This is a genomic window from Haloferax marinisediminis (genome assembly GCF_009674585.1).
In the GTDB taxonomy this organism is placed as follows: domain Archaea; phylum Halobacteriota; class Halobacteria; order Halobacteriales; family Haloferacaceae; genus Haloferax; species Haloferax marinisediminis.
The window spans coordinates 181,349-206,668 of the sequence record NZ_WKJP01000005.1 but is presented as its reverse complement, the minus strand read 5'-3'; the positions used below and the strand labels follow the sequence as shown (position 1 = coordinate 206,668).

Below are 25,320 nucleotides of genomic sequence, written 5' to 3'. Positions count from 1 at the left end.
AAACCCGCCGGCAACTACGAGCGCATCCGTCAGTCGTTAGGAAGAGAATAACCTGTTTTCCAGAGACTCAATGAGTAGTGATTGACAGAAAAACCAGAACGACCGACAGCCGTCTGAACCTGCAGAAAGCTAGACGTATCCGAGGTTCTCCAGACGCTCTGTGACCACGTCTGACGAGACCTCGTCGGCTTTGGCGACCGACTCGCCGGTGATAATCTCTTTTCGGTCACCGTTGTCGTAGACGAGCCACGGAACAGAGACGAGTTCCTCGGTGTAGATTCCGGGTGGGTGACCCCACTCTCGAATTGGGATCGGTGCAGCACGCTCACCAATCATGTTTCCGTGGTCCGACGTGACGACGGTCCGTCCGGGAAGTTCTCGCATCAGTTCTTCGACTGCCGGGAGCGCGATACTGAGGTTGTCCCGGTAGGCTGCCCACACGGTTTCAGGCGAGAGGCTCCGCTTTCGCTCCATCAGCTCACCCCAGATGTCTGCTTTCGACTGTGCGTCTTCGAACGGCGAGCGAGCGTTCAACTCGGGTGCGCCGATGAACGGGTAGTGTGGTTGGAGGTAGTGGACGATGAGCCGTTTGTTCGGATACTGCTCGCTCACTTCGAGCGCGCGCTTGGTCATCGTCTCGGGGAGGACCGTCCCGATCGACTTGTCCCACCCATCTTCTATCCAGACGTTGATGACGTCGTAGAACGTGGCGTCGAGTTCCTCACGTTGGGCGTAGAGTTGCGGGCTTGCACTGATGTACACCGTCTCTTGCAGGTCGCGGTTGGTGAAGTTCCCGCGCAGGAACTCGACCGTGTGTGAGCCACGAGAGACGCGCTTTTCGAGTCGCCCCGGAAGCGTGCTCTGTGCTTCGAACATGTCGTACCGACAGGCGTCGAGGATTAGCAGATTGTCCCAATCCTCGGCGACGACGTCTACACCATCGTGGTTGTAGTTTTGCTGGCCGAGCCCACTGTAGTAGAGACGATTGAGTTCACGCCCGAAAAATGCTGGATTCGAACGGCCAATTTTCAACCCCGTTCGAATCTGTGATAACGAGTACATCAGGTATGATGATGGGTGTAGAACTGGCATTGTAAATTCGGAACTAACGGTTTGTCAACGCGTTGTGACCACGTGAGAGAACGCAGCGAACAGCCATCTCGGCGTCGAAACGGCACAGTTCGGGCTCCATAATTATATTCTTGTGATACCAACTCAGCACGAGTCAACACATAATGGATAGACGGGCGTATCTTGGATTAGTCGGTGCGGCTGTTGCGTCCGTAGCCGGCTGTACGACGCAGGACCCGACCAACACACAGACGCCGTCGACGCCTCCATCATCGACCCCGACGACACCGGCGACACCGACACCTTCGATAAACGAATTCGAGCGGATAGACGTCGTCGAGGACCTCGGATGTGACCCAACTGGGGGAGAGCCGTGCGTATCGAAACTACAGAACGGCCTCGCAAACGGTGTCGCACTCGAATTCCCCGCCGGGACCTATCGATTCGAGGACCGTCTCGACATCTCTGGATACAGTCGCATCGCACTCATCGGAGACGGCTCTGTCAAACTCGTCCCACCGAAGGGGTTCAACACCGTTCTCGTAGACGTCGGACAGACGAACCAGTTCCTCTTGCGCGGCATCGACATCGACATCACCGCATCGAACACCACCGCGGGAGTACGGGTCATCTGCCGTGACTCGTTCACAATCGACGACGTCGAGTTCATCGGTCGGGGAACACACTCCGACAGGAGAGTGGTCCACGCGATGTTAGTCGGCCTCACGAAGGAATCTGGCCGGGGGCTCATTCGGAACGTCCGTGCCATCAAAGGGTCGGCAATCGGCCACTACAAGAACGGTGACGGGCGAGCGGGAATATCCATCGGACCGTGGAACTTCGGCACGATCCGTATCCAAGACTGCCACCTCGAAGAGTTCGGAAACAACGGCATCTACGCCAGCAGAACGTCGGGTAACGTCGAAGTCGTCGGCGGGTTGTACCGGAACAACAACGTCGCCAGCATTCGCATTTCGGGGAACGGAAGCTACGTCACTGGGGCGACTATCGAAGTCGACCTCGGAAGTTACACAGGTCCACTCACCCAACTCGACTCCCAGTTCAACACCCGCGGCATCGCCATCGAGCAAGGTCCCGCAGACAAACCGCCTGGTGTGGAGATACGTGACTGTACCATCGTCATCGAAGAGACTCCCCGCTCGAAAGGCGGCATATACATCTTCCCAACTGGTCGAACCACGACGGTTCGGAACACGAAGATAGAGGTGAACGCCGACGACGTCCCAGCAGTCTATCGGAGCGTTCTCGAACCGCAAGGTCAGTACGAACCGGCAGAAGCACCACACTGGGTCAAACTCGAAAACGTCGAAATCACTGGCCGTGCCAGAGGGGCTGCGGGTGTCATCCTCTACGATGCACCGGACTCGGTCATTCGAAACTGTACCATCGACCAGACGGGAGCCGACCGGGACGGCGTCTACCTGACGAACTCGCTGTCGACGGTCATCGACGGCGGGTCTGTCAAGACCACGCGTTACCCGTACGTCGTTGGAGTAGACAGCGAGAACGGAACGGATGCCTGTTTGCTGAAGTTCGGGTCGGTTCCTGAAGTACAATCCCCACGGAGCGGTGGGCCGTTCCGGTCTGGGAATACAGTGAGTATCGAAGACAACGAGTTCCGTGTCGACGGAGGCGGCGTCCTCGGTTCGGACGAGTGCTTGAGCGTCGACGACTTCGTTCCAACGGTCGACGGCGACAACACACTCGCAATCACGGGGACGAGTGAAGGGCAACTCGAGTGGTTGCGATTCGTCGCCCAGTGAATCCCACGAGAACACACTCGAATGTCGGAGTGGGGTGTCGATTTTTCCACATGAGCACTGTTCTGAAGAGACGTTAGCAACTCCCGTCCAGTGGTCATTGAGCGTATAACAATACACTTCTCAATCATATCGCCTCACGTATGACACTAAACGCAGCAGTCGTCGGTGCAGGTGTTGTCTCCGGTACTCATCTATCTGCACTCGAACGAAATCCCCGCACGAATCTCGTCGCCATCTGTGACATCGACGAGGGACGGGCGACCGACGTCGCCACCAAACACGACATCAAGGCCTACACCGACATCGACGAGATGCTCGAAGCAGAGGACCTCGACTGGGTCCACATCTGCACGTCGGTCCAGACCCACGTCTCGTTGGCGAAGAAGGTCATCGACAAGGGCATCCCGGTGATGATCGAGAAACCAATCACCACGACGCTCGACGAGTTCCTCGAACTCCAAGAGTACGCCGAGGAACGCGGCGTTCGGTTCTCTGAAGTCCACCAACACGCGTTCGACCCCGCGATGCGCGTCGTCACCGAACGGATGAAGCGCGGCGACCTCGGACGAATCCGGAGCGTCGAAGTCATCTTCACCGGCCTCACCCCGCCGGACCTCGAACAACGCGGGTCGTGGACCATGGAACTCGATGGCGGCGAGTTCGAAGAGGGCTTACCCCACCCCCTGTATCTCGCACTGACTGCAGGTGGCTACCCAGAGAGCGAAGACGCCATCTCCGCGATTACCAGCCTCGCAAACGACTACGAACACGACTTCACCTACGACAACGCCTCCGTACAGTACCGGACGAACGGCGGCTGTCTCGTGAGCGTGAAGATGATCTCCGGCGCGATTCCCCAGCGCCTCGTCGTCGTCCACGGTGAGAAGCGGTCGTTGATGGCCGACCTCGTCTCCCAGACCGTGATGAAAGTCGCTCACGACCCGACGAGTACCTCGCTGTCGAAGGTTCGCTACAACGTCGAACGCTCCGCAGACCTCATCGGTGGTGTGGTTGGAAACGCCAGTACCGTCCTCAAGACGAAGTACGACGATGGCTGGGAGAACCTCAAGCAGACGAACCCCCACTACTACCAAATCGACCTCGAGTCACGGGCAATCGCCTCTGGTCGCCCGATGCCCGTCCCCATCGAAGAGTCGATGTGGACGATGGTCCTCCTCGAAGCAGTTCGTGAAGCTGCACGACAGAACTGACGAGACGACCGACAACTCATTTTCTCTGTATCGAGCCTCCAACCGTTGCTTCAGAACCTTCGGATTCACCTGTTTTAGACTAGCAGTCACTCGAAACACTCGACTGGGGTACCACTCACCCACGGGTTGGGTCGAGCGTCCCAGTATCTGACCGAGCACACTCGTCCTCTGCGCGGATGACGACTGGGTCATCGACGTAGTACGTCACGAAGGTACGTGGTGAGTCTCCGATAGCGAGTCCGCTCGATAGCTCCACCGTCTCCGAGTTCGTGTACTGAAGTCGGACGAGGGCAGCGCCGTCGGGTGCGTCGTACGTCCGAATACCCTCCACGTACATGCTGTGTCCAACAAGGTCAGACCAGTACTGTTCAACTAGTCCATTCTGTCGATAGGCCCGCTTGTACGCCTCGACGTACTCGACAACAGCCTCGGTATCCGTAAGCGAGACCGGGCAGAGTGGATAGGCGGGCGGTTGAACGACATCGTCGTCATCAGTCTCCAGAGAAACGGGCTCGCCGAGACGCAACATCACAATCGTATTTTGGGAGCTCTGACCGATTGCTGGGTGAACTGTTCTGGCTCGTCGTTTCTGGAGATGCCCTCGAACTGGCTGTCGTGTTTCCGGTCGTGTCAATTGATTGGTTGCCACCGCCGAGACAGTCGATGAGAACAGACGACAATCCGAGACTGGCTACGGCAAGCAGACGTCGACGATGAAGTCGAGACACGATAGTGTTTCACTGTCAGCTTTGCGCGTTAAATTCTTTTCCTACATGGCCGAAAGAAATGTACTGCGTGCGGTTACCGGAGCATCGACACGACCCGTCGGAAGCTGAAGAGGCCGCTTGCCGAGGCGAACACAGACCACAGGGCGATACCCAGTCCAACCGCGACGGCGAGCGTCGCAATCCCGGAGATGAAGGGTTCGAACGCCAGGACAGGAATCGCCATCCCGAGAGTGACGAGACAGACGATTGCTGTCGTCCGGGCGAGTCGCGTCAGCGACAGCGAGAACTCGGTGTAGATGAGGTACACCTCGTACCCGACGAGGAAGATGTACGTGATGACCGTCGCGAGGGCGGCACCGACCACACCGAAGACGGGGATGAGTGCGATGTTCAGGGCGAAGTTCGCGACTGCCGTCGCCGACTTCGCGTAGGCCCGTGAGCCCGCCAGTCCGATAAAGTCGAGGCTATCGTTCGTAATTTTGTCTATCGCGCGGAGGAGGACGTAGAGGCTGAACACCTGCACGACAGGGACTGCACCGAGGTACCCCTCGCCGAAGATGAGTCGGACGGTGGGTTCGGCGAGGATGGCCATCCCGACGGCGGCGGGGACGTACAGCGTAACCACGTATTCGAACGTCGTCTCGTACAGGTTCGCCGCCCGTTCGAGTTTGTCCGTCACCTTCTGTTCACCGTACGTGGGCGAGATGGAGAAGCCAATCGTGGTCGCGGGCGCGATGACGAAGTCCGTGATTTGCTTCCCGAGCATATAGTACCCCACTGCGACCGGGTTCAGGAAGTAGCCGACCAGAATCGCATCGACGCGACTGTCCAGCATCACTGCACCTCTGGTGACCGCCAGTGGAGCACTGTACCGAAGAATACGCTTCGAGAGGCCCGTCTCTTTCTCGGCCCCCTCGTTCAGTGGGCGGTAGAACTTGTAGTACAGGACGCCGAATCCGACGATAACGGCCAGCACGTAGCCAACTGTGTACCCCAATATCGCACCCAATGGGCCAAGACCCAATAACAGAAATCCGACGATAAAGACGAGGAAGGCGGCGTTGGCGACGATGTCGATCTTCGCGCTCCAATCGACGCTGTTCAGTCCTTGGAACGACAGCGAGAGGAACGTCTTCAGCGAGCTAAATGCGACGTACCCGACACCGGCGACGAGGAGCGGTGCGACCCGTGGCTCGGCGAGCAGCCGCGAGATGGGTTCACTAAACAGCACAACCGCAGCCGAGACGAACAGTATCGTCACGAGGTTGTACTTCAGCGTCGACCAGAGGATGTGCGGTACCTGCGAGGGGTCGGTCTTCCGATATTCGGCGAGATATCGTGCCGCGGACTTTGCAAGCCCGAGGTTGGCGAAGAGCAGTGTGACAGAGAGGATGGAGATTGCAAAGAAGAGGAGCCCGTACTCCTCTGCAGTGAGGAAGTACCGGGTGAGAAGAACGATTAGCAGTCCTTTCGACAGAAGCGAGACGCTCTGTGCTGCAAACATCGCCTTCAGACCCCGTATGATGGAACTTTTCACCATGAATTTGCTACCTCGTCGTCGCGTCGAGTTGTACTCGAACGCACGAACCGACGTGACGGACGGCCGTTTTGTCCCCAAACGAAGGATTCGACGGCCGCCTCGCTCTTACAACGCGTTCATGAAAACGAGGGTTACCTCAGGCCTTTGTTATGGGTAACTTACCCGCCAAACAGTCCACGACTACTGTGCAGTCTGCTGGTTTCGGGCGATAGCAGTCGCTCTCGACGATCGAATCCGAAAGTAGTGAAGAAGGAACCAGGTGTTAGCTCAGGGGGTACCCGTTACCCGAGCGTGTCGGGGTCGACCACCGTGTCGTCGAGGTAGACACGGGCCGGTCCCTTGATGGCGAACGACGTAATCTGGCCAGTGAATTCGAACTCGTCGATACCGCGACGGGTCGCACCACGGACCTTCTGGTTGTTGACGTTGTCTTCGCCGGGGTCGTCGATCTGCTTGACCGTGCCACTGACGCTGAAACGGTAGTGAGCGAGTTCGTCAGTACCCATGCCGTCGATGGTGAGTTTGCTGACCGTCTCGACAGTCTGGCTCGAACCATCGTCACCGAGCGTGGCCGGGTCGACTTCTTGCCCGTCGACGACGAGTTTGACCGGTCCAGTGGCGGGGCTGAACTCGGTGAGTTCGCCCTTGACCGTGTACGAGTCACCGTATCCGTTGCCGGTGTACCCCTGTACAGACCACGTGCCGTCAGAGTTCTGCGAGATGTCGTCGTTGTTCTCCTCGGCAGAGTTCCTCGTGTCGTTGAGAATCTTCGTGACCTCACCCGTTGCCGTGAACTCGTAGGTGAGCTCGGATGGGTTTTCGGTCGAGATGACTTCGACTGTGGATGCCGTGTCTGACGTGGAGTCGGTGGACGAATCCGTCGAATCGCCGGTGGAATCCGACGAGCCACCGAGCGTGGTCGGGTCGACTTCCTGTTCGTCGACAAAGACCGCTGCAGGCCCATCGATGCTGAACGAAGTGATATCGCCAGTGTAGTCGAAGCTGTCGATGCCACCACCGACAGCGCCGACGACGGTCGTATCGCTGACGTTGTCTTCACCTGGGTCGTCGGTCTGTTCGACCGAGCCACTGACCGTGAACTCGTAGTTCGTCAGCTCGGAGCGACCCTCACCATCGATGACGATTTCGTGCGTCGTCGTCGTGTCGGACGTGGAGTCACTGGTCGAGTCAGTCGAATCAGACGTCGAATCCGTGGTGGAGTCGGTCGAGCCGCTCGTCGAATCCGTCGAGTCATCGAGCGTGGTCGGGTCGACTTCCTGGCCGTCGACGACGAGTTTGACCGGTCCAGTAGCGGGACTGAACTCGAGGAGTTCGCCCTCGAAGGCGTACGAGTCACCGTATCCGTTGCCGGTGTACCCCTGTACAGACCACGTGCCGTCAGAGTTCTGCGAGACGTCGTCGTTGTTCTCCTCGGCAGAGTTCCTCGTGTCGTCGAAGATCTTCGAAATCTCACCGCTCGTCGTGAACTCGTAGGTGAGTTCCGAGGGGTCTTCCGTCGAGATGACTTCGAGTGTGCTTGCCGTGTCCGAAACCGAACCAGACGACGAGTCAGTGGAGTCGGTCGAATCGGTCGAATCGTCAGTCGAGTCAGACGTGGAGTCGTTCGACGAGTCACCGGGCAGCGGACAGCTTCCGGACGTCGAGATGCTCGTCGTCTGGACGTTCGTGTCCACCTCGCGAACTTCCTGTCCATCGACGTTGATGGTCGAGTTCCCAACGAAACAGTCCGACGCGTTGACGACGGTCACACCGTCGCGGTCCGTGTTAGTCTGCTGGATACAGGTGTTTTCGATGACCGAGTCCGGGCGGCCGATAATCTTGATGCTCTCACGGTTTGCCGCACTGCCCGTGATAGAACAGTTCGTGACTTTGAGGTCCCACGGTCTCGGCGCCTTGGGGTAGTTCGACGCCTTGTCTTCGGGACGGTACGCCGTGATTGCACGCGTGTTGTTGCGGTCGATGACGAAGTAACAGTCGTTGACTTCGAGCCAACCGCCCGTCTCGTCGAGGTCGACTCCCTCGATACTGTTGGGCGAGTCGCGGACGATGATGGTACAGTTTTCGATGTACGCACCGTTTTTCGTCCCGCTGAACTTCGACTGCTTGGTCTCTATCCAGATACCCCGCATCTTCCGCGGCGTGCCGGGGTTGTTGGACTTGCTCATGTCGATCTCGATGAGCGCGTCTCTGACGTACGAGTTCGGGCCCATCAAGCGGACCTGCGCGACGTCGTTGTTACGGTAGATACCACCCTCGACTTGGATGTTCCCATCGTTCCGAGTGGCGTAGATACCGTTGTTCGCCATCTCTTCGAGGTGGCAGTCGATGATTTTCAGCGTCCCGTGGTGACCGGGTGTCGCCTGGATACCACCGGCACTGTTACGGTACGCACCGAGATACCCACCGTAGGCGGCCTTAAAGTTCTGGATGATGGACGTCCCATCAGAATCGTAGACGTCCGCGAGGATGTGCTGGTCGAGGCGCTCGTCTGCGTTCGGTGCGCGACCGATAACCTCGACGTTCCGAATCTGCGCGTTGTCCCGGCACAGGATTTTCATGTTCCCGAACGCGCCGTCGGCGGTCTGGTCGATGTCGATACCTTCGAAGAGGACGTTCCGGCCGCCCTTGTTGAGGAACACCGTCACGTGCTGGTTCGATGGAATCTTGAACACAGCACCCTCTTCGGAGTACAGGCCAACGTTGGAGGGGCCACCTGGGTAGATGTCGTTGGCAATCTTGTACGTCCCTTTGGGGAACTTGATGAGCGTCCCGTCGGTCAGACGGCTTTCGATTGCGCTGGAACAGTCACGCTGACCCGTGGTGTCACAGAAATCAGCGGCGTTGAGTACACGGTCGAACGTAATTCCACGGACCGACTGGGCTGCGGAGGCGTTTTCGACGACCGCGCTGGTCGCACCGACGCTGCCAAGAGCAACGCCGGCCATACGCAGATACGATCTGCGGCCCAGGTTTGTTGGTTTGCTGGAAGGCTTACCGTGGAGTTGGTTGCGTTCGTTCTGGTCGGGGTCCTTCTGCATACTCGGTGCAAAGAAACTTGAATAAATAACATATTTGACCACATTTGAAGCAATTGCTCCAAATTTATGTCTCAATTAAGGCTATTTGGCAATCATTTGTCCACCAGAAAGCTATCCTTATGGTGTAGCATGGGCACCAGATACTAATCAGGTGCTCACGTCCCATCGCAATATAATTCGTCTTTTTAGAACAGTACCCGGTTTTGACCAGTGTATTTCGAAGATAGTCAGATATTTTTGAAAGTACCAAAACTTGTCCGCTGTTGTAGACATGTTGTAATCACTTCTGTACCAGATAGACGATGGCCACGGGAGACCAGCGAGACCGACGCCGACGAGAGGTCAGGGAGACGCGTGAACCGTTCAGTCGACGAGATATCCGAGGTCGGCAAGTTGGGCGCGCATCTCGTCCGTGAAGCGCCCTGTTTGCCGTTGGTCGGTCACTGGAGTACCCTGCGTCTCGACCCACTCGTGAAACGCGGTGTCGAAGTCAGATTTGACAGTCGGGAACTCGGTGGAGACGTCAGTCGTCTCGTCTGGGAGGTGGAACAGCTCTGTACCGTCGTCGCTGTGTTGGTATTTGAACTCCGAACTGAAGAGTGCCGTAAGCGTCGAACTGGGGAACCTCGACGCGTCGAACGCGGGATTGAGTTCGACGAGTTTGTCGACGTTCTGTTGGCACCGGTCTGCACCGCGCTGGACGACTGCAACGTCGCGGTGGTCCATCCGAAGGTCGACACCCTGCGTCCCATCGGTAGGTGCGTCGACTAATCCCAGCAGCGTCGTCATCACGTCTGCGTGTTGTACTAGTTCTCCTTCGTACGCGAGCGCAGCGTTTAGTCCGTGTGTGATGAGTGGGACGTGAGAGACAGCGTCGTTCGTGACGAGTTGATGGGCGAGGAGTCCACTCTCGCCGAACAGTTCACCGTGGTCGGCAGTGATGACGAAAATCGTCTCACCGATATCGAGTGACTGTACCGTGTCGAACAGTTCGCCCACGAGTTCGTCGACGTGTGATATTTCACCATCGTAGAGCGCCGCCAAGGCACGCCACTCCTCGTCGGAGAAGGGAGTCGACGCTGCCATGTGTTCGTAGAGATTCTCGTGGTGGTCCAATCCAATCTCTTTGATCTCCTTCAACGACATCCCAGTGTCACGTGCAAATTTCTCGAGGTGGCGGTCTGGCGGGGAGTATGGGTGGTGCGGTCCACCGTAGTGGAGATACAGAAACAGCGGGTCCGACTTCGTCTGTCGCTCCCGAAGCCATCGGAGCGCCAACTCGTTGAGCATGTAATCGGTGCCGTGTTTTCGGGTGTCGAGGGTCAGTCCACCACCGTGCGACTGGATGTTCCAAACGTACGAGAGAATCGTCTTGAGGCCAACAGACTCACGGAGCGTGGACTTGCTGAGCCAGACGAACTCGTCGAACCCACGGTCGAGTCCGGTCGCTGCGCTCAGGTGAGAGTTGGGAGAGATACACGCCGTGTCGTAACCAGACTGTTGGAACCGTTCGGCGACGGTTTTGAGTACAGGTGGAATCGCGTCTCCAGTCATTCCTGCGCCGTGGTGCGAAGGATACGTCGCAGTGAGAATCGACGCCGAGGAGGCGAGGGTCCAGATACCGTGAGAGAAGCATTCAGAGAAATATCGGCCACCGTCGCTGTCTGCGATTCGCTGTAAGTTCGGTGTCGTCTCGCGGTCGTACCCACCCATCGTGGTGTGGTCCGCTCTCGTACTCTCTAGTGTAATCCAGACGATATTTGGACGCTCAGTCATAGCTCTGGAGCGTCATTCGTTTCGTTACTGGATAGTTATAATTCGCATACTCCAGAGTTTCAGGCGGCCGCTTCGGCCATCGCGGCGTCTTGGTCGACGACTCGTTCTTCGACGAAGTAGAGCGTGAAGTCACCGTTCGAGATGACCTGGTTGATTCCCGGGCGTGCATCGAGGGATTCGAACCCAGCCTGTGTGTACCGAAGTTCTTGGTACGCGTTGATCTCGCGTTGACGGTCGTACTCGGTCACTGCGAGGTAGCCATCACCTGCAAACGTGGAGTTCAGCGTGTTTATCTCACGAGTCGGAACCGAGCGGTCGTACGCGTCACGCGGCGTTTCGTCCGTTCCGAGGACTGCGTCGTTGTACCGCCATGGCCCTTGGCGAACGGCCGCCACCGTGAGTCCATCCTCGTGAAGTTCGAAGGCTTGCTCGTATCCAGCCAACTCAGACTGCGTCACGTGCTGGTTTGGTTGGTAGATGTACGGAGATGGGTACGCCGTGATGAGTGCAGCAGGGAGTAACAACAACAGCACGACTGCCACCGCGAGATGCGTCGAGCGGACCCCGATACCAGACGCGAGTTTGCGGAGTCCGAGGACGAGGGAGACAGAGCCGACGGCGGTTGCGATGATCATGAGATACCCGAGGAGCCTAAAGTGGAGCTCGCCCACGTCGCCGAGGATGTAGACGACGACGAACGGGAGCGTGCCGAGTGCGCCCACAGTGAGATACCGAACTTTTGCGTCGGTCTCCGGGAGCGCATCGAGACGGTGGAGCAGGACCGCGAGGACGAGAATCCCCATGAGGCCGACGTAGAGTGAGCTAACCATGAACAGCTTTGCGAATATCTCGGGGAGGCTCGCACCGATTGCTTGGAGGGATGCCCCCTGTGAAGCCGTACTCCCCGCTGCAGTTGGTGGGGCCCCACCGACGTAGCCTTCTGCTGCCCGAGAGACTGCGTCGATCGTGCTCCAGAATGCGGGACGTCGACTCGTCCACGCCAAGAACACTGCACCGAGAACTGCCGTCTGGACGTACATCGTCTTGTGGCTTCGAATCGCACTGTCCCAGTCACGCCACCGTGCGAGCAGCTGGATCGCCGAGGCGAGGACGAGCAGAACGAACAGGTTGAGCGCCTGCATCGGGTGGTAGAGGACTGTCGCCGCCCCGACGAAGACTAACAGCACCCCGAACGACGTGATTCGAAGTCGTGACTGAGAGGGGTCCGCGCGCGTAAGATACAGGAGGAACAGATAGATTCCGAGAGAGGAAAACAACATGGCCTGACTGAACGTGTGCGGGGCCAAGTGCGTGCTAATCGTGTTGACCGGGAGCAGGAGCAATCCGGAGAACGCCGCGACGACGATGGTATCCTCACGTGGGAGAATTTCGAACGCGATGAGCGGGATGAGTAAGAACGTGAGCGCGACGAACGAGAGAACGACCAGCATCAGTGAGCGCTCTGGTGAGAATCCAGTAACGTCGGTGAGCAAGATTGCGAACGAGTGGATGCCGGGGTACAACAGCTCGGTGATCGCTGTTTCACCGTCGATGACGTCTCGAACCCACCCGAGGTGAGTCAGTGAGTCACCTGAACCGATGAAGTAGTATCCACGGATGAGTGGCAACGAGACGATCGAGAATACACTCATCCCTCCCAGCAGTAACGAGAGTGCCCGAAACTGCTGGTCACCAAACACCGCGATGGTGAGCGAAAGAACGACCGCGATGGCGATGAGTGCCCAGAACAGTTCAGGTGTGCTCGAATAAATCGACAGTTCGTAGGCAGTTGCTGGGTTCTGGTATGCCTGTCCGATTGCGAGGGCGAACGCAGAGAACCCGACAATCAGAGCGAGTTGGCTCCAGAGTCCGAATCGAGAGGACGTCATTGGATTCACTGAGGATATCTAGGAGTATTGTTATGGATTGCCAACTGGCGGTAGCCAGGAATCAGCATGGAGGAGAATCGGTCGGAGACTGTAGATATCGGATGAGAGCGAGCCTGTGTCAGTATCTTGGTTATGTGGAAACCGATGCAAATACAGGGGTGTCCAACCCGTGTCTGGTTCCAGAATCGTCGTGTTCGGAGATGGACTGTCAACGGAGCCGAACACTGGGTAGAGCGCCCTAAACGGAGATAATCAGCTTTCGTGACTTATAAGAAGACTATAACAAAGCGCCCAGAAAGTCCCTTTAAATTACGAACAATGAGCATCGAAATACGGTACGCAACCGAAGACGACATCCACCAATGGGACCAGTTCGTGGCCAGGTCACCCCATGGAAATCTGTTTCATCAGTACGCAGCCCTCGAGATTCAAGCAAAGCATTCTAACTCGGAGCTGTATCCACTTATCGGGTTCAAGGGCCAGGAAGTCGTCGGTCTCTTTCCGCTGTTCAAGATTTCGAAAGGACCGATTCAAACTGTGTTCTCACCACCACCTGAACTTCGTGTCGCATATCTCGGGCCTGTGCTCCTCAATATGGACCACATGAAACAGCGCAAACGCGAGAGTCGACACCACGAGTTCATCGACGGCTGCTTCGAGTGGATTCAAAACGAAATCCGTTCACAGTATACGCACATCCGCCTCGACGGTGCCTACGAAGACCTCCGGGCGTTCACCTGGAACGATTTCACGATCTCTCCATCGTACACCTATCACGTCGACCTCACGGGCGGCGAAGAAGAGGTGCTGATGAACTTCAGCAGCGACGCCCGGGCAAACATTCGAAATGCGCCTGCAGACTCGTTCACTATCGAAGAAGGCGGGCTCGACGAGATAGAACTCATCATCGAACAGGTCACCGGGCGGTACGAAGACCAGGGCGTGTCCTTCCGTACGACGGCAGAGTTCGTGAAGGAACTGTACACCACGCTCCCAGAGGGACAGATTCGACCCTACGCTCTCCGCGTCGACGGTGATTTCGTCGGTGGGATTCTGGTCACCGATTACAAAGACATGGTGTCCCGATGGCACGGTGGCGTGCGGACCGACATCGACGTCGACATCGCCGTCAACGACCTGCTCGACTGGCAGGTGATGTCCGATGCGATCGAGCGAGGGCGAACGACGTACGACCTCGTCGGTGCAGACAACCGCCGTATCAACCGCTACAAATCGAAGTTCAACCCATCTCTCCACCCCTTCTACAGTCTCGAACGTAGTGAGGCAGGAATGGGTACACTCGCACACCTCTACAAATCTCTCCGTCAGCGCGCATAACCCAGCCACCTCGCTTTTTCTTCCTCTCGCGTATCGCTACTCACGTCTATTCTTGCGGCCACCGCTGTCGCATCCTCACTCTTCGACACTGCGCTCCCCGTAGCGGTTGCCTCAGTTCGGTAGTGAAGTACGGTACGGTTCAGACCTCGCCACGGCGGATAATCACAGAGCGACCACAGTTCTCCCGAGTTGTTCGTGTTCGGGACTGACTGGACCATCGCAGTCGTTCGAAGAAGAGTGGCTCGAACGGCGGTGTCGACTCCTCAGCAGAAATTCGAGCGTCGCTCTCGTTACAGCGAACGCGACGTCTGAAAACAGGGTATCCGTCTCGATTAGTTGCTAACCCAGATGTACGTCGACCGGTATGCGCTTTCGGTGTCTGGGTTCGCTGGTGCGTCACCCTTGTACAAGAGATACGTAAGGCGGAGGTCGGAGCCCGTCATCTCGGGGGTGAGTTCAGGATTGGCGGCCCACGTTTCACCGGGAGCAACTTCTTGGGAGACACGTGCCAACTCTTCGTACTCGATTACGGAGACGGACCCATCCGAGGTGTCGACACGCTGCAGTTGGACCACGAGCGTGTATTGAATCAGTTCACGTTCGTTGTTGGTCACGCTCGCAAACAGTTCAGTCGTCTCGCCGGAGGACAGCGTCTCGGGGTATCCGGATGCGACGAACTCACCGTCCGACTGTTGGGTGAGCAACGAGAGGTTCGTATACTCTTCACCGTAGTTTGGAACGGTGAGCGCGTACCCGAACCCCACGACAGAGAGCACGACGACAGCGGCGAGGACGACGTTCAGTCGACGAGTCCTCGCCGTTCCGGTCGTGAACGATTCGACGACGGCCGTGAACCAACTCTTGACCGGAACGTCGTATCGGTCTGTCTCTGCAAGTTGCTGACGCCGGTACTCACCGGCGAGAAGACCTGCTGCGATAATCGTTGTGAAGGCGCCGACGACGAGTACGGTGGTCGGCTGGGGAACGAACGACAGGATGAGAATGCCGAGTGTGGGAATCAACGCGAGACTGATTCCGAACGAGAGGACCATCCGCTCGACGAACGTTATCCCTGTTCGAGTGCGGTTCAGCGTGACCAGTGCAGGACGGGCAACTCGCGTATCGGTGTACGTGTGGGGGAACAAGACGAGGAGAACGGCATATCCAGGAAGGAAGACGAGAAGCGGGATACCGAACACCGCTCTGACGACCGTCGAGTCCGTGTACAACACCGACATCGAAGCGCCAATGAGTATTACGAGCCCTGCAATTACGTCGACCTGCAAGTCACCGAGGGCCCGCAACAGCCCATTGTTCTTGACAATCGGTAATTCTACCATGCTTAGTCATACTAGAGAGTACACTTTGTTGTTGAGTCACTGAACCCAACAGGTCGCGGTATAGAACCTACCTAACCCTGAAACACTACGATACTGCTGAGCGACCAACCACGCGAGTGGCCGAGATTCGAAGCCTAGATGCCGAATTACGCGAGGTCCTGTGATTGGATTACGTCCCACGAACGCTCACCATCTTCGGTGAGTCCGTATACGCGACCTTTCTTCCGGTCTTCTGGGACGAGGAGTTCGACTTGTCCTCGCTTTCTCAGTCGTTGAATCGACCGCGAGATGTTCGCGACGTGTCTGTCCGTGTCAGACGCAATTCGAGTCGGCGTGGCGGGCCCATCGGCGAGTCGCTCGAGAACGGTCAGCCGGTACTGGGAGCTGATGGCGTAACTGACCATATCCCAGTTGATATTGTCGTCCGTATCGGATTGTTCCTCTTGCTTACTAGCCATTCATCAGATTAACAGCCAGATAATTACATAAGTCCTTTGGTGGCAATTTATTCTCGGTTCCCTGAGCATCAGGAAATCGTGTATATCAGTTTACGTACTATTCAAAAATTTATAGCGTGATTTTACCGCACTTCATTCACGAATACTGACTCGAAATTCAAGATTAAACTCACATTTACACAGACTATCGGAGAAAATCAAGCGACTACGCGCAGTACAATCTCAGGCAACAGCTGAAGCGACCGGAGACGCCCAATTCTACAGTTTCATAAAATGAAGTATACAAAAGAAAATATGTTTTGATTAATACAACACCTAACGTTCACTCACTCGAGTAGTTCCAGCTGAGATCGGCAGGGTATCAGCCATTCGATCCGAACCTCTGAAACACAAGACTATCACACAGGTGGTGGGGCCTCAAACAGCTCTCGCGAACGCAGACTGTGGCCACTCTACGCTGGCCGCGCAAGAGCAGATGGATGCAGATTACCAGGACAGGGCTGAGACGACCCGCCGTCGAGTCATCGAACGCCGCATGCAACTGTGCCGAAATCCGGATAGCATTCTGTATAGCAGCATGCGATTTATTCGTAGTTCAGCAGAAAACGGCACAAAGTTGCTAAACATCGTTGTCTCCCACGGACAACGAGGTGAGCTAATAAGTCAATTATTCAATTTGTTCGGCGAATCGGTCCAGAACGGGTCCCACAGAAGGACTCACAGGTCAGCTCACGAAGTTACGTGCCCAAAACAAGCAGCAATCATCCGGATTCTCGTTGCGGAGAACTAACTTCGACACCTCGCTCACGCTTCTGGCCACTCGTCGGCACTCAACGGTTCACCATCGAGGAACGCAGCGATACCCTCGTGTGCGTCTGCCGTCGTACAGAGTTCACCGAACTGTTCGTTGGAGTAGTCGAGCGCGTCGTCGTAGTCGAGTGCTGCCATCTCGTAGAACGCCGCTTTCCCCATCTGGACGGCCACTGGACTCTTCGACGCAATCGTCTCTGCAAGTTCGAGCGCTGCAGCAGTGTGCTCACCCGAGGGAACGACGCGATTGACGAGCCCCCATTCGAGTGCAGTCTCTTCGTCGATTAGTTCACCCGTCAAGAGAAGTTCGAGGCAGCGCTTACGCGTCAGCGACGACAGTAACGGGACAGCAGGCCCCATACAGAACAACCCGACTTTGGGTGCCGTCGCTCCGAACCGAGTTCCTTCAGCGGCCACTGCCAGGTCACACGCAGCGACGAGGCCAATTCCGTTCGCTGCGGCGTGGCCGTGAACAGCGGCGATAACCGGCGTTCGCATCTTCGTGAGCGTTCGGAACGGCTCTTCCATCACTGCGACCCACGCTTCGTACTCGTCTTTCGTCTCGAAGTCAGCGTGTTCAGACAAGTCGATTCCAGCCGAAAACGCTCTCCCTGCTCCATCGACGACGACCGCTCTGACCGTCGCCATCTCGTCGAGTCCACGTAAGGCCTCGTCGAGTTCGGTCGCGAGAGCGGTGCTGAATGTGTTCAACGACTCCGGGCGTGAAAGCGTAATCCGCCCGACGTGGCCATCGATATCGGTCTCGATAGTGTCCCACCGTCGTGTGTCCATCGTCTCTGACGACATATGTGAACGATTTGAGATGGCGAGTGATAAATGCCACCGTGTGGCACAACCGAGCGACTACGTGCTCCCGGTTCGGTACTCTACGAACCAATCTGCGAGGGAGACACTGGCGACACCGAGAACCGCGCCAGCGACGACGTCGACAGCCCAGTGGATACCCAGATACATGGTCGAAAAGGCGACAGCACCCGCAAGAATCGGAGCGACGAGGGCCCACACAGGGTACTCTGCACGTGTCCGAACCGCGACGAGAGCAGCCGTCACCGACAGCGACGTGTGAAGCGACGGGAATACGTTCGTGTTCACGTTCACTTGTCGAGTGAGAATCTGCGTCTGCGGGTAGGTCACGTAGAGGAGCGACTCGACCTGCCCCGGCAGAAGGTTCCGCGGCCCGTAGGAGATGAACAGGATGTAACAGCACACCCCAATTCCGTAGTTGACCGCGTACGCAACGGCAGTGAGCTTCAGCGGCCGCCGGTCGGTCGAGACCAGATACGCCACGAATGGAAACGTGAGCAAGAAGACGTATCCCGAGAGGTAGACAGCCGACAAGATGGCAGTAAGCGTCGGCGTTGCGAGTGATTGAACGTGTTCGACGAGGTCGCCTTCCACAGCGTAGATGAGGCCCGTCACGTTCCACCCGATGAGCCACGAGACCTCCGGTCCGACGTCGCGAGCAACCTTGTTCGTGACGAGAACGACGGCGAGCAACCCGAGGTATCTCGAGGAATCTCGAACGCGTTCTCCGAGCGTCCCATATGCAGCCCGCAGTCGCTCTGGGCCGACGATACCGAGTGTCGCGATTAGAAGCGCAACTGCACCGCCACCGAGAACGCTAAGCAGTATCGAGACGAGCGGCGAGAAGGTCATTCTTGCACCAGAAGGTCACCACCGGTCGAATAGCTGTATCCTGCATCCACGAACAGCGAGCGGGCACGGTCGACGTCGAGGCTGCCAGTTCGGAAGTTGCCGACGAATCCGAGTTCAGTGAGGAGGTCGTCCCACTGCTGTCCTTGTGGTGCATACCGCGTCGTCGCAAGCGGAGACACCGCCCCCTGGGCACGTCCATCGAACACCGTCTCCGTGAGGAACGGCCGAGAGATGAGTCGGGCAACGGCCCGTCTAAACCGTGGGTTGGTAAACGGTGGTTTCCTGAGGTTGTAGCCGACGTGATAACACCACCGAGACATTCCGGTCCGCACGCTGATGTTCGGGGTTGCCAGTGCCGACCGTACCGCATCCGACGAAAGCAGGTCAGCCGTCGCGTCCACGGCACCATCGGAGAGCAGTTTGACGGCAGCATTCCCGGAGGGAGCGACGATGAACTCCAGTCCATCGAACGCGAATCCACCCTCGAATCGAGCAACCGGACCGTCGAGTTCTTGCGTCGACAAGAAGTGCTCATCGAACCGTTCCATCGACAGTGACTCCCTGAGAGCACTTCCAGTCACGCGAAACGGCCCGCTTCCGACTGGGTCGAGGTTGTTCCGAACGAGCGCTTCTGTGATACGCCCACCGTCGAGCCACGACACGCTCGTCGCACGGGCGTACCGCTCCCAGACGTGCTGTGGAAGGATGGGTACAGACAGCGCACGCAGTGCGACAGTTTGGTCTACATCACCGAAACGCAGTACAACATCCCGTGAGGACTCTGTCGAGACCGATTCGACCAGCGACGCCCGGCCACGGTACTGCGGTGACGGGACGAGTTGGTCGAGCGTTCCGAGCGACGTGTCCGTGAGGAACCGGAACGTGAACGCAACGTCACCAGCAGTGATAGCGGTCCCATCGTGCCATTCGAGACCATCACGAAGTCTGACCGAGAGCGTCGTCGGATCGTCGTCGATCCACCACCACGACGAAGCCATCCACGGATGCATCTGGTCATCAAGTACTCGGCCGAGCGAATCGTAGATGAGTCCAATAAACGTCCCGTCGGACCGAAACGCCGTCGACAACGGGTTCAAGTTCTCGGTGGGGCGGGCGTCGGTTACCGTCATTCGAAGCCGATTCGCTTGAGAGACAGTTTCAGTCGACGTCGTCGGTGTCGAGTCGTTCGACGGTGTCCCAGCGGGCGAAGCAGTCGGTGGCACGCTGGACGAAACCCGCTCGGCTTCGACCGGGCGCGCTCCGAGATACGCTGCGACACTGTGTAATGGTTCGCCGACAGGCCAGTCGACTCGGTCTGGGCGTGTCGCCCGGGCCGTGTGTGGAACTGCAACTGGTGTGAACGGCTGATTTTCGACGATTCGGTACTGCGCATCTGAGAGCGTGGAGTTCCGCACACCCCCGCGTTCAGTTCGTTGCCGTTCGAGCAGCGAGTCGAGCGACAGGTCCCCGTATCCGAATGGATTTTGCCAGCCAATGTCGGGTGCGAACCGAGAGTGAAGCAGTGGCCTGAGAAAATCCGGGTCCCACGGGAGCGGGAACCGGTACACGTAGATGTCGAAATCGTGATTCAAGAGAACGGACCGGAGCAGTTGTTCCCGACTCACCGGAACGACAGACGCATCGATACCGACTTGTTGCAGTTGTATCGCGAGGTACCGAGCGAGTTTCGTCGCCACTGCATCTGAATCGGCGGGAACCGTCAGTATCGAAAACGAGAGGGGTCGTTGGTGATCACGCGAGAACGTCGACTCGATTTGCCTGACGCAGCCGCTGGTCAGTCCGACGCCTGAGAGCGCCAGAAACGACCGCCTACTGAGTCGGGAAGATGACATCGTCACGTGGAGGGCAGGATGCCTATACGTCCCAATGAAGCGATTTACAGACGTTATTACACGGGTCCTAACTATATTACACCCCGAGGAAGAGCGGCCAGAGCAAGAGAAGAATCCACAGGCCGATAGTCGCAGGAAGCGCGAGTGAGTTCGCGTCGTCGAACCCCGACCGGCGGTGTCCAACGACGGCGAGGAGGCCGAGGGAAACGAGCACGACGAAGCGATGGAGGACGAGGTCGAGGGGAACGACAGAGACGCCGACGAATCCGAAGTCGACGACCAATCCAATCCCGTAGCCGAGGAACGCGAGTCCAAACCAGCGCTCCGAAGAGTATCCACGGGGAAGCCACAGTGCCACGGCCGGCGGGCCAAGTGCGAACACCGGGTAGAGGAGACCGGCGATGATTTTTGGATGGTTCGGGGCGAACCCTTCGAGAACGAGGGCGACCCACCGGATGAACAGCGGGAGCAGAACTAGCGTCGCAAAGAGTGCGATTGCTCGTTGGACCCGCGGGTCGCCGAGGCGCGACCGGTGGAAGCGTTCGGTGAGTGCACCGGTACGGTCACCGTCACGAGCGAAAGTGGCGAGACCTCCCACACCCGCAATGGCGAGGGCGACGAGCGAGAGGACCACGAGACTGTCCGTAAGTTCGATCGTCGAGGACGTGGGCTCGGGTTCAGCGTCGTCCACATCGTTGTTCGTCGACGACGCGGTGTCGTCGGAAACTGGTTGGTCGTCGACCGACTCCTCAGAGACGAGTTGCGGGGGTGCGAGTTCGACCACAGTCACCCACCCATCGGCGTCGAAGATTCCACCGTTTCCGTATCGGACTCGGCGGACTTCGGTGACCGCCGGCTGGTCCATCAAGTCACGCTCGACAGTGTGTTGGGGGCCAGCGAGCCCCGTCACCGTATGTCTCAGGCGGAACCAATCCCAGTAGTCACGGTGGGCCTGAATCGCCGTCCACGAGTTCCCCTGACTGCCGACACCGTACAGGCGAAGGTGAATCCGGCTGCCAAAGTACGTCCCATCGTGGAGTTGCGTCGATTCGTCGACCCAGAGCGCACCAGGAGCATCAGTGTCGACGTACGTATATCGGTCTGCACCCGTCGCTGGCCCCCAGACGGAGCCATCCGCACTCGACAGGTTCCGTTCGCCAGGCACCTCCTTCCACGACTCGTTCGTCTCGTCCCACCGCGCATCCTGTGAGTAGACGAGGAGAGAACGGACTCGTGCAGAGTCACCCTCGACGACCACGTTGATGGGAAGCGTCAACGTGTCGAACGACTTCCCCCTGCTGGTGAACGGCCACAATCGGTCTTGCTCGGGACCGACGGAGACGAGACGCACTGCCTCAGCGTCTTCGACGCCATCCGGCTCGGCGCGGCCATCGTCGAAGAGGTCTGCCGGTGTCAGGTCGATGGCGCTCACTGACGACACGGCAGACATCGACAGGATGACGAAGACAGCGAGGACGACGAGGCCCCCGAGCCGCCGAGCGCGAGGTGGCATCCTTACGCCCTTCAGCCGGTCAAAGACCGTAATTATTCCGTTATTAAGTTGCCCGACGTCGCACTGTTTCGACAGGCAACAGGAGACTCAGGGTTAGTATCCAGATAATTAGACCAACAGAAGACGACCATGAACTGATGGTCGAGCGTACTCACGTTCGAGTCGCTGCAGCGGTTGCCCTCCTCGTTTGCATCGGCATCGTCAGTGGTGCCCAAGTTACGCAGTCAGCGCAGACGGTGACCGACGCGACTGCCGACGACATCCGTGTCGCACCAGCCGACGGGATGACCGTCGTCGCAACCGACTCGAACACCTGGCTCGGCCGTGAACGCGACGGTCCGCGCGCGAGCGCCGAACTCATCGCCTTCGCTGCTGACGGAACCGTCGCGTACTACAACGGGTCACACACTCGCTACTGGGATGTCGACCCCGTACCGGGGACGACTGCGACCGTGGAGTACCTCTACTCAGACCACCTCACCCCCGAGCAGTGTGGCGGAGAAGAGGTCTGTACTCGAAACGGCATCGAACGCGTGAACCTCACGACGGGAGAGGTCGAACACATCTACAGTCGAATCACTCCTGGAAAGCATTCTACGCGCTGGCACGATGGTGACCGACTGGACGACGATTCGTACGTAATCGCCGACATCGCTCTAGACCGCGTCTTCATCGTGAACACCACCTCAGGACTCGTCGAGTGGGCGTGGGAGGCACAGGCCGATTTCGACACCGTGACGACGGGCGGTCCGTACCCCTCAGATTGGACGCATCTCAACGACGTCGAAGTGCTTCCAAACGGCCACATACAGGTCAGTCTTCGAAATCACGACAGAATCGTCTATCTCGACCGTGAGACTGGCCTCGTCCACGAGCGAACACTCGGAAATGGGTCTCACGACATTATTTACGAACAGCACAACCCGGATTACCTCGTCAACGAGGACGGTGACGACGCTGTCCTCGTCGCCGACTCTGAGAACAACCGTCTCGTCGAGTATCGCTGGACCGGAGACGGGTGGGCCCGTTCGTGGGTCTGGCAAGACCGTCGGCTCCAGTGGCCACGAGACGCCGACCGGCTTCCGAATGGTCACACACTCGTGACCGACTCGAACGGAAATCGTATCCTCGAACTGGACGAGACGGGTGAAGTCGTCTGGAGCATCCCTGTCGCGTTCCCATACGAAGCAGAACGCCTCGGAACTGGTGACGAAAGCACTGGAGGGCCGCCAGCACACGAACTTGGCCTCGAAAACCGCACAGTCAACAGGATAACGAGTGGTGGCGGCGACGCTGCCCAATCGTCGTTCATTCCCGGACCGGTCGTCAATGCCGTTTACTACGTCCTCCCGCAGTGGATGGGACCCACCTCACTCCTCGCGACCTGTCTCGCCATACTGGTCGCGCTCGGATGGGTGGTACTCGAACTCCGGTGGCTTCCCTACCGTCTCTCAGTGAACAGTCCGCTGTCGATTCACAGACGTCGATGACCGGGGAACAACCGGACACCAGACAGACCGAGGACGTCCAATCCGGGACTGCCACGATGGCCGCCCACACAGACGCACGACTCGCGGTGGGTCTCGGTCCCGTCGCAACCGAACACTCCTCAGATGTCGCTTCAGAGATTCCGGGGTTCGGTCGTGACAGTCACCTCTGGTTCGCAATCGCGCTCCTCGCTGGCGTCGTCGTCTCGGTAACCTACGTTTCGACCCACCAGTACCCAGCATTCGGTGCAGGGTTGTACCTCGAAATCGCAACACAGATTCGCGACAATGGGTACGCACTTCCGACGACGATTCCGTACTACGCCGGTGGGATTCCGTTCGCGTACCCACCGCTTCAGTTCTACGTCGTTGCAGTCCTCACCGACCTCGGTATCTCGGGGCTAGCTATCAGTCGATACCTCCCGGCCGTCGTGACGATTCTCTACCTCGTACCGTACTACGGAATCGCCACCCAACTCCTCCCGACGAGACGACAGGCTGGGTTCGCAACGGTCATCCTCGCCGTGTGTCCACCTGTCCTCCAATGGCACCTCTCGGCGGGTGGTATCGTCCGTGCCTCGGCGTTCTTGCTCGCACTCTGTGGCATCTACGCGGGGACGAGAGTCTTCATCGACCGGGAGTGGCAGTGGGTCGGTGTCGGCACCATCTGTTTCGCGCTCACCATCCTCTCACATCCAGTCTACACCGTCTTCTTCGGTGTCAGTTGGGTCCTCCTCTACGCGGCGTTCGACCGCACGATTCAAGGACTCGTCAGCGGTGCAGTCGCCGCAGTCGGCGGAGTCATCATCGCGTCACCGTGGTGGTTGTGGGTCATCTCGGCACACGGCGTCGACGTGTTCACCGGGGCCGCTGGAAGTCACAGTGGCATCGCAGGTGGACTCGAACGCCTCCTCGACCAGTTCGTCTACCCCTTCGACCCAACGATCGTGACGGTGTTCTTCGTCGCGAGTTTCGCGGCTGCTGTCGTCCTCGTATCCCGAAAACAGTACATTCTTCCGGTGTGGCTCGTCGTCTCGGCGTACGTCCTCGGAAAAGAGCGGTTCCAGTTCGTCGCCGGGGCGATGATGATATCGACGGTGTTCTTCGCACTCGTCGTCCCAAAACTGGCCGACGCGCTACGTGACACCGTCGATGCGCGACAGACAATCGCTGCGGCGTTCGCCATCGCAATCATCTGCAGCGTCAGTCTCGGCGGCTTCTACGCTGGGAGTCAAATCGGGGATGCACACCACGGCAGTCCGAGTCTGCCACCGTTCTTCGACGACGACGATCGGCAGGCGATGAAGTGGGCCGCAAACCACACCGAAGCCAACGCCTCGTTCGTGGTTCTGTCGGACGCCGCCGAGTGGTTCCCCTACTACACCAAGCGCACGATTCTCGTCGGACCGTGGGGTGTCGAATGGGTGAGTCCTGACCAGTACTACAGCCAGTTATCGGCGTTCAAGTCGGTGAGTACCTGCGAAAACGCCAGTTGCGTCTCCGAGTCGATGGAGTCCGTCGGAGCGTCTCCCGACTACCTGTACGTCCCCATTGGAACGTACACTGTCCGTGGCCTCGAGGAAGATCGGACCGAACAGCTCAGAATGTCGTTGGACGACAGTAACCGCTACCGGCGTGTCTATGGCAACGAAGGCGTAGTGGTGTACCGCATCGTGAAACCCGAAAACTCGACGTCCAAACCGGATAGCGAACGAGACCAGCGTTGGGAGTCGAGGTGGTTAGTTCCACGGTGAGCACAACACCCATGACCCTCTGTTCCGAATCA

At 58.0% G+C, this 25,320-nt stretch carries 17 protein-coding genes; 5 read left to right on the top strand and 12 right to left on the bottom strand.

Going from position 1 to position 25,320, the window contains the following annotated elements:
- Positions 1 to 129 precede the first annotated feature (129 nt).
- Positions 130 to 1,062, bottom strand: a complete 933-nt coding sequence (locus GJR98_RS16700; RefSeq protein ID WP_151139874.1) for a hypothetical protein — start codon at positions 1,060 to 1,062, stop codon at positions 130 to 132.
- A 173-nt stretch (positions 1,063 to 1,235) separates the two neighbouring features.
- On the opposite strand from GJR98_RS16700, the gene GJR98_RS16695 reads away from it, so the two are divergent.
- Both GJR98_RS16695 and GJR98_RS16690 read left to right on the top strand, forming a co-directional pair.
- Positions 1,236 to 2,855, top strand: coding sequence for a hypothetical protein (locus GJR98_RS16695; protein WP_151139873.1), 1,620 nt, complete (start codon positions 1,236 to 1,238; stop codon positions 2,853 to 2,855).
- Between the two features lie 140 nt (positions 2,856 to 2,995).
- Positions 2,996 to 4,066: a Gfo/Idh/MocA family protein gene (locus GJR98_RS16690; protein ID WP_151139872.1), complete on the top strand. Its 1,071-nt coding sequence runs from the start codon at positions 2,996 to 2,998 to the stop codon at positions 4,064 to 4,066.
- 115 nt (positions 4,067 to 4,181) lie between these two features.
- Here GJR98_RS16690 and GJR98_RS16685 read toward each other — a convergent pair whose 3' ends face one another.
- The 5 genes from GJR98_RS16685 to GJR98_RS16665 all read right to left on the bottom strand — a co-directional run bounded on the left by GJR98_RS16685 (position 4,182) and on the right by GJR98_RS16665 (position 13,058).
- Entirely contained in the window at positions 4,182 to 4,403 is a 222-nt protein-coding gene (locus GJR98_RS16685; protein ID WP_151139871.1) for a hypothetical protein, read from the bottom strand.
- A gap of 464 nt (positions 4,404 to 4,867) precedes the next feature.
- Positions 4,868 to 6,334 (bottom strand): flippase, encoded by a 1,467-nt coding sequence (locus tag GJR98_RS16680; protein ID WP_151139870.1) that lies wholly within the window; start codon positions 6,332 to 6,334, stop codon positions 4,868 to 4,870.
- A 281-nt stretch (positions 6,335 to 6,615) separates the two neighbouring features.
- Positions 6,616 to 9,300, bottom strand: a complete 2,685-nt coding sequence (locus GJR98_RS16675; RefSeq protein WP_151139869.1) for a hypothetical protein — start codon at positions 9,298 to 9,300, stop codon at positions 6,616 to 6,618.
- Between the two features lie 456 nt (positions 9,301 to 9,756).
- The gene (locus GJR98_RS16670; RefSeq protein ID WP_151139868.1) at positions 9,757 to 11,169 is read right to left on the bottom strand and encodes a sulfatase; all 1,413 of its coding nucleotides are present in this window, start codon (positions 11,167 to 11,169) and stop codon (positions 9,757 to 9,759) included.
- 59 nt (positions 11,170 to 11,228) lie between these two features.
- Positions 11,229 to 13,058 (bottom strand): hypothetical protein, encoded by a 1,830-nt coding sequence (locus GJR98_RS16665; protein ID WP_151139867.1) that lies wholly within the window; start codon positions 13,056 to 13,058, stop codon positions 11,229 to 11,231.
- A 318-nt stretch (positions 13,059 to 13,376) separates the two neighbouring features.
- Between GJR98_RS16665 and GJR98_RS16660 the strand changes: the two genes are divergently transcribed.
- Positions 13,377 to 14,396, top strand: coding sequence for a lipid II:glycine glycyltransferase FemX (locus tag GJR98_RS16660; protein WP_151139866.1), 1,020 nt, complete (start codon positions 13,377 to 13,379; stop codon positions 14,394 to 14,396).
- A gap of 332 nt (positions 14,397 to 14,728) precedes the next feature.
- On the opposite strand, the gene GJR98_RS16655 is transcribed toward GJR98_RS16660, so the two are convergent.
- The 6 genes from GJR98_RS16655 to GJR98_RS16630 form a co-directional block, all read right to left on the bottom strand.
- A complete protein-coding gene (locus tag GJR98_RS16655) occupies positions 14,729 to 15,736 on the bottom strand; it encodes a DUF1616 domain-containing protein (protein WP_151139865.1) in 1,008 nt (335 codons plus the stop codon).
- A gap of 146 nt (positions 15,737 to 15,882) precedes the next feature.
- On the bottom strand, positions 15,883 to 16,194 hold the full coding sequence (locus GJR98_RS16650) for a winged helix-turn-helix domain-containing protein (RefSeq protein WP_151139864.1): 312 nt from the start codon (positions 16,192 to 16,194) through the stop codon (positions 15,883 to 15,885).
- Positions 16,195 to 16,998: 804 nt separating this feature from the next.
- The gene (locus GJR98_RS16645; protein WP_151139863.1) at positions 16,999 to 17,811 is read right to left on the bottom strand and encodes an enoyl-CoA hydratase/isomerase family protein; all 813 of its coding nucleotides are present in this window, start codon (positions 17,809 to 17,811) and stop codon (positions 16,999 to 17,001) included.
- A 57-nt stretch (positions 17,812 to 17,868) separates the two neighbouring features.
- Positions 17,869 to 18,681 carry a phosphatase PAP2 family protein gene (locus tag GJR98_RS16640; RefSeq protein WP_151139862.1) on the bottom strand — a complete coding sequence of 271 codons (813 nt, stop codon included), beginning with the start codon at positions 18,679 to 18,681 and terminating at the stop codon, positions 17,869 to 17,871.
- On the bottom strand, positions 18,678 to 20,534 hold the full coding sequence (locus GJR98_RS16635; protein WP_225316455.1) for an ABC transporter substrate-binding protein: 1,857 nt from the start codon (positions 20,532 to 20,534) through the stop codon (positions 18,678 to 18,680). Before GJR98_RS16635 ends, GJR98_RS16640 begins: the two co-directional genes overlap by 4 nt.
- Before the next feature lie 76 nt (positions 20,535 to 20,610).
- On the bottom strand, positions 20,611 to 22,047 hold the full coding sequence (locus tag GJR98_RS16630) for a hypothetical protein (protein ID WP_151139861.1): 1,437 nt from the start codon (positions 22,045 to 22,047) through the stop codon (positions 20,611 to 20,613).
- A gap of 137 nt (positions 22,048 to 22,184) precedes the next feature.
- On the opposite strand from GJR98_RS16630, the gene GJR98_RS16625 reads away from it, so the two are divergent.
- Positions 22,185 to 23,537 (top strand): arylsulfotransferase (asst), encoded by a 1,353-nt coding sequence (locus tag GJR98_RS16625; protein WP_151139860.1) that lies wholly within the window; start codon positions 22,185 to 22,187, stop codon positions 23,535 to 23,537.
- Positions 23,534 to 25,288, top strand: a complete 1,755-nt coding sequence (locus GJR98_RS16620; protein WP_225316454.1) for an ArnT family glycosyltransferase — start codon at positions 23,534 to 23,536, stop codon at positions 25,286 to 25,288. Before GJR98_RS16625 ends, GJR98_RS16620 begins: the two co-directional genes overlap by 4 nt.
- Positions 25,289 to 25,320: the final 32 nt, after the last annotated feature.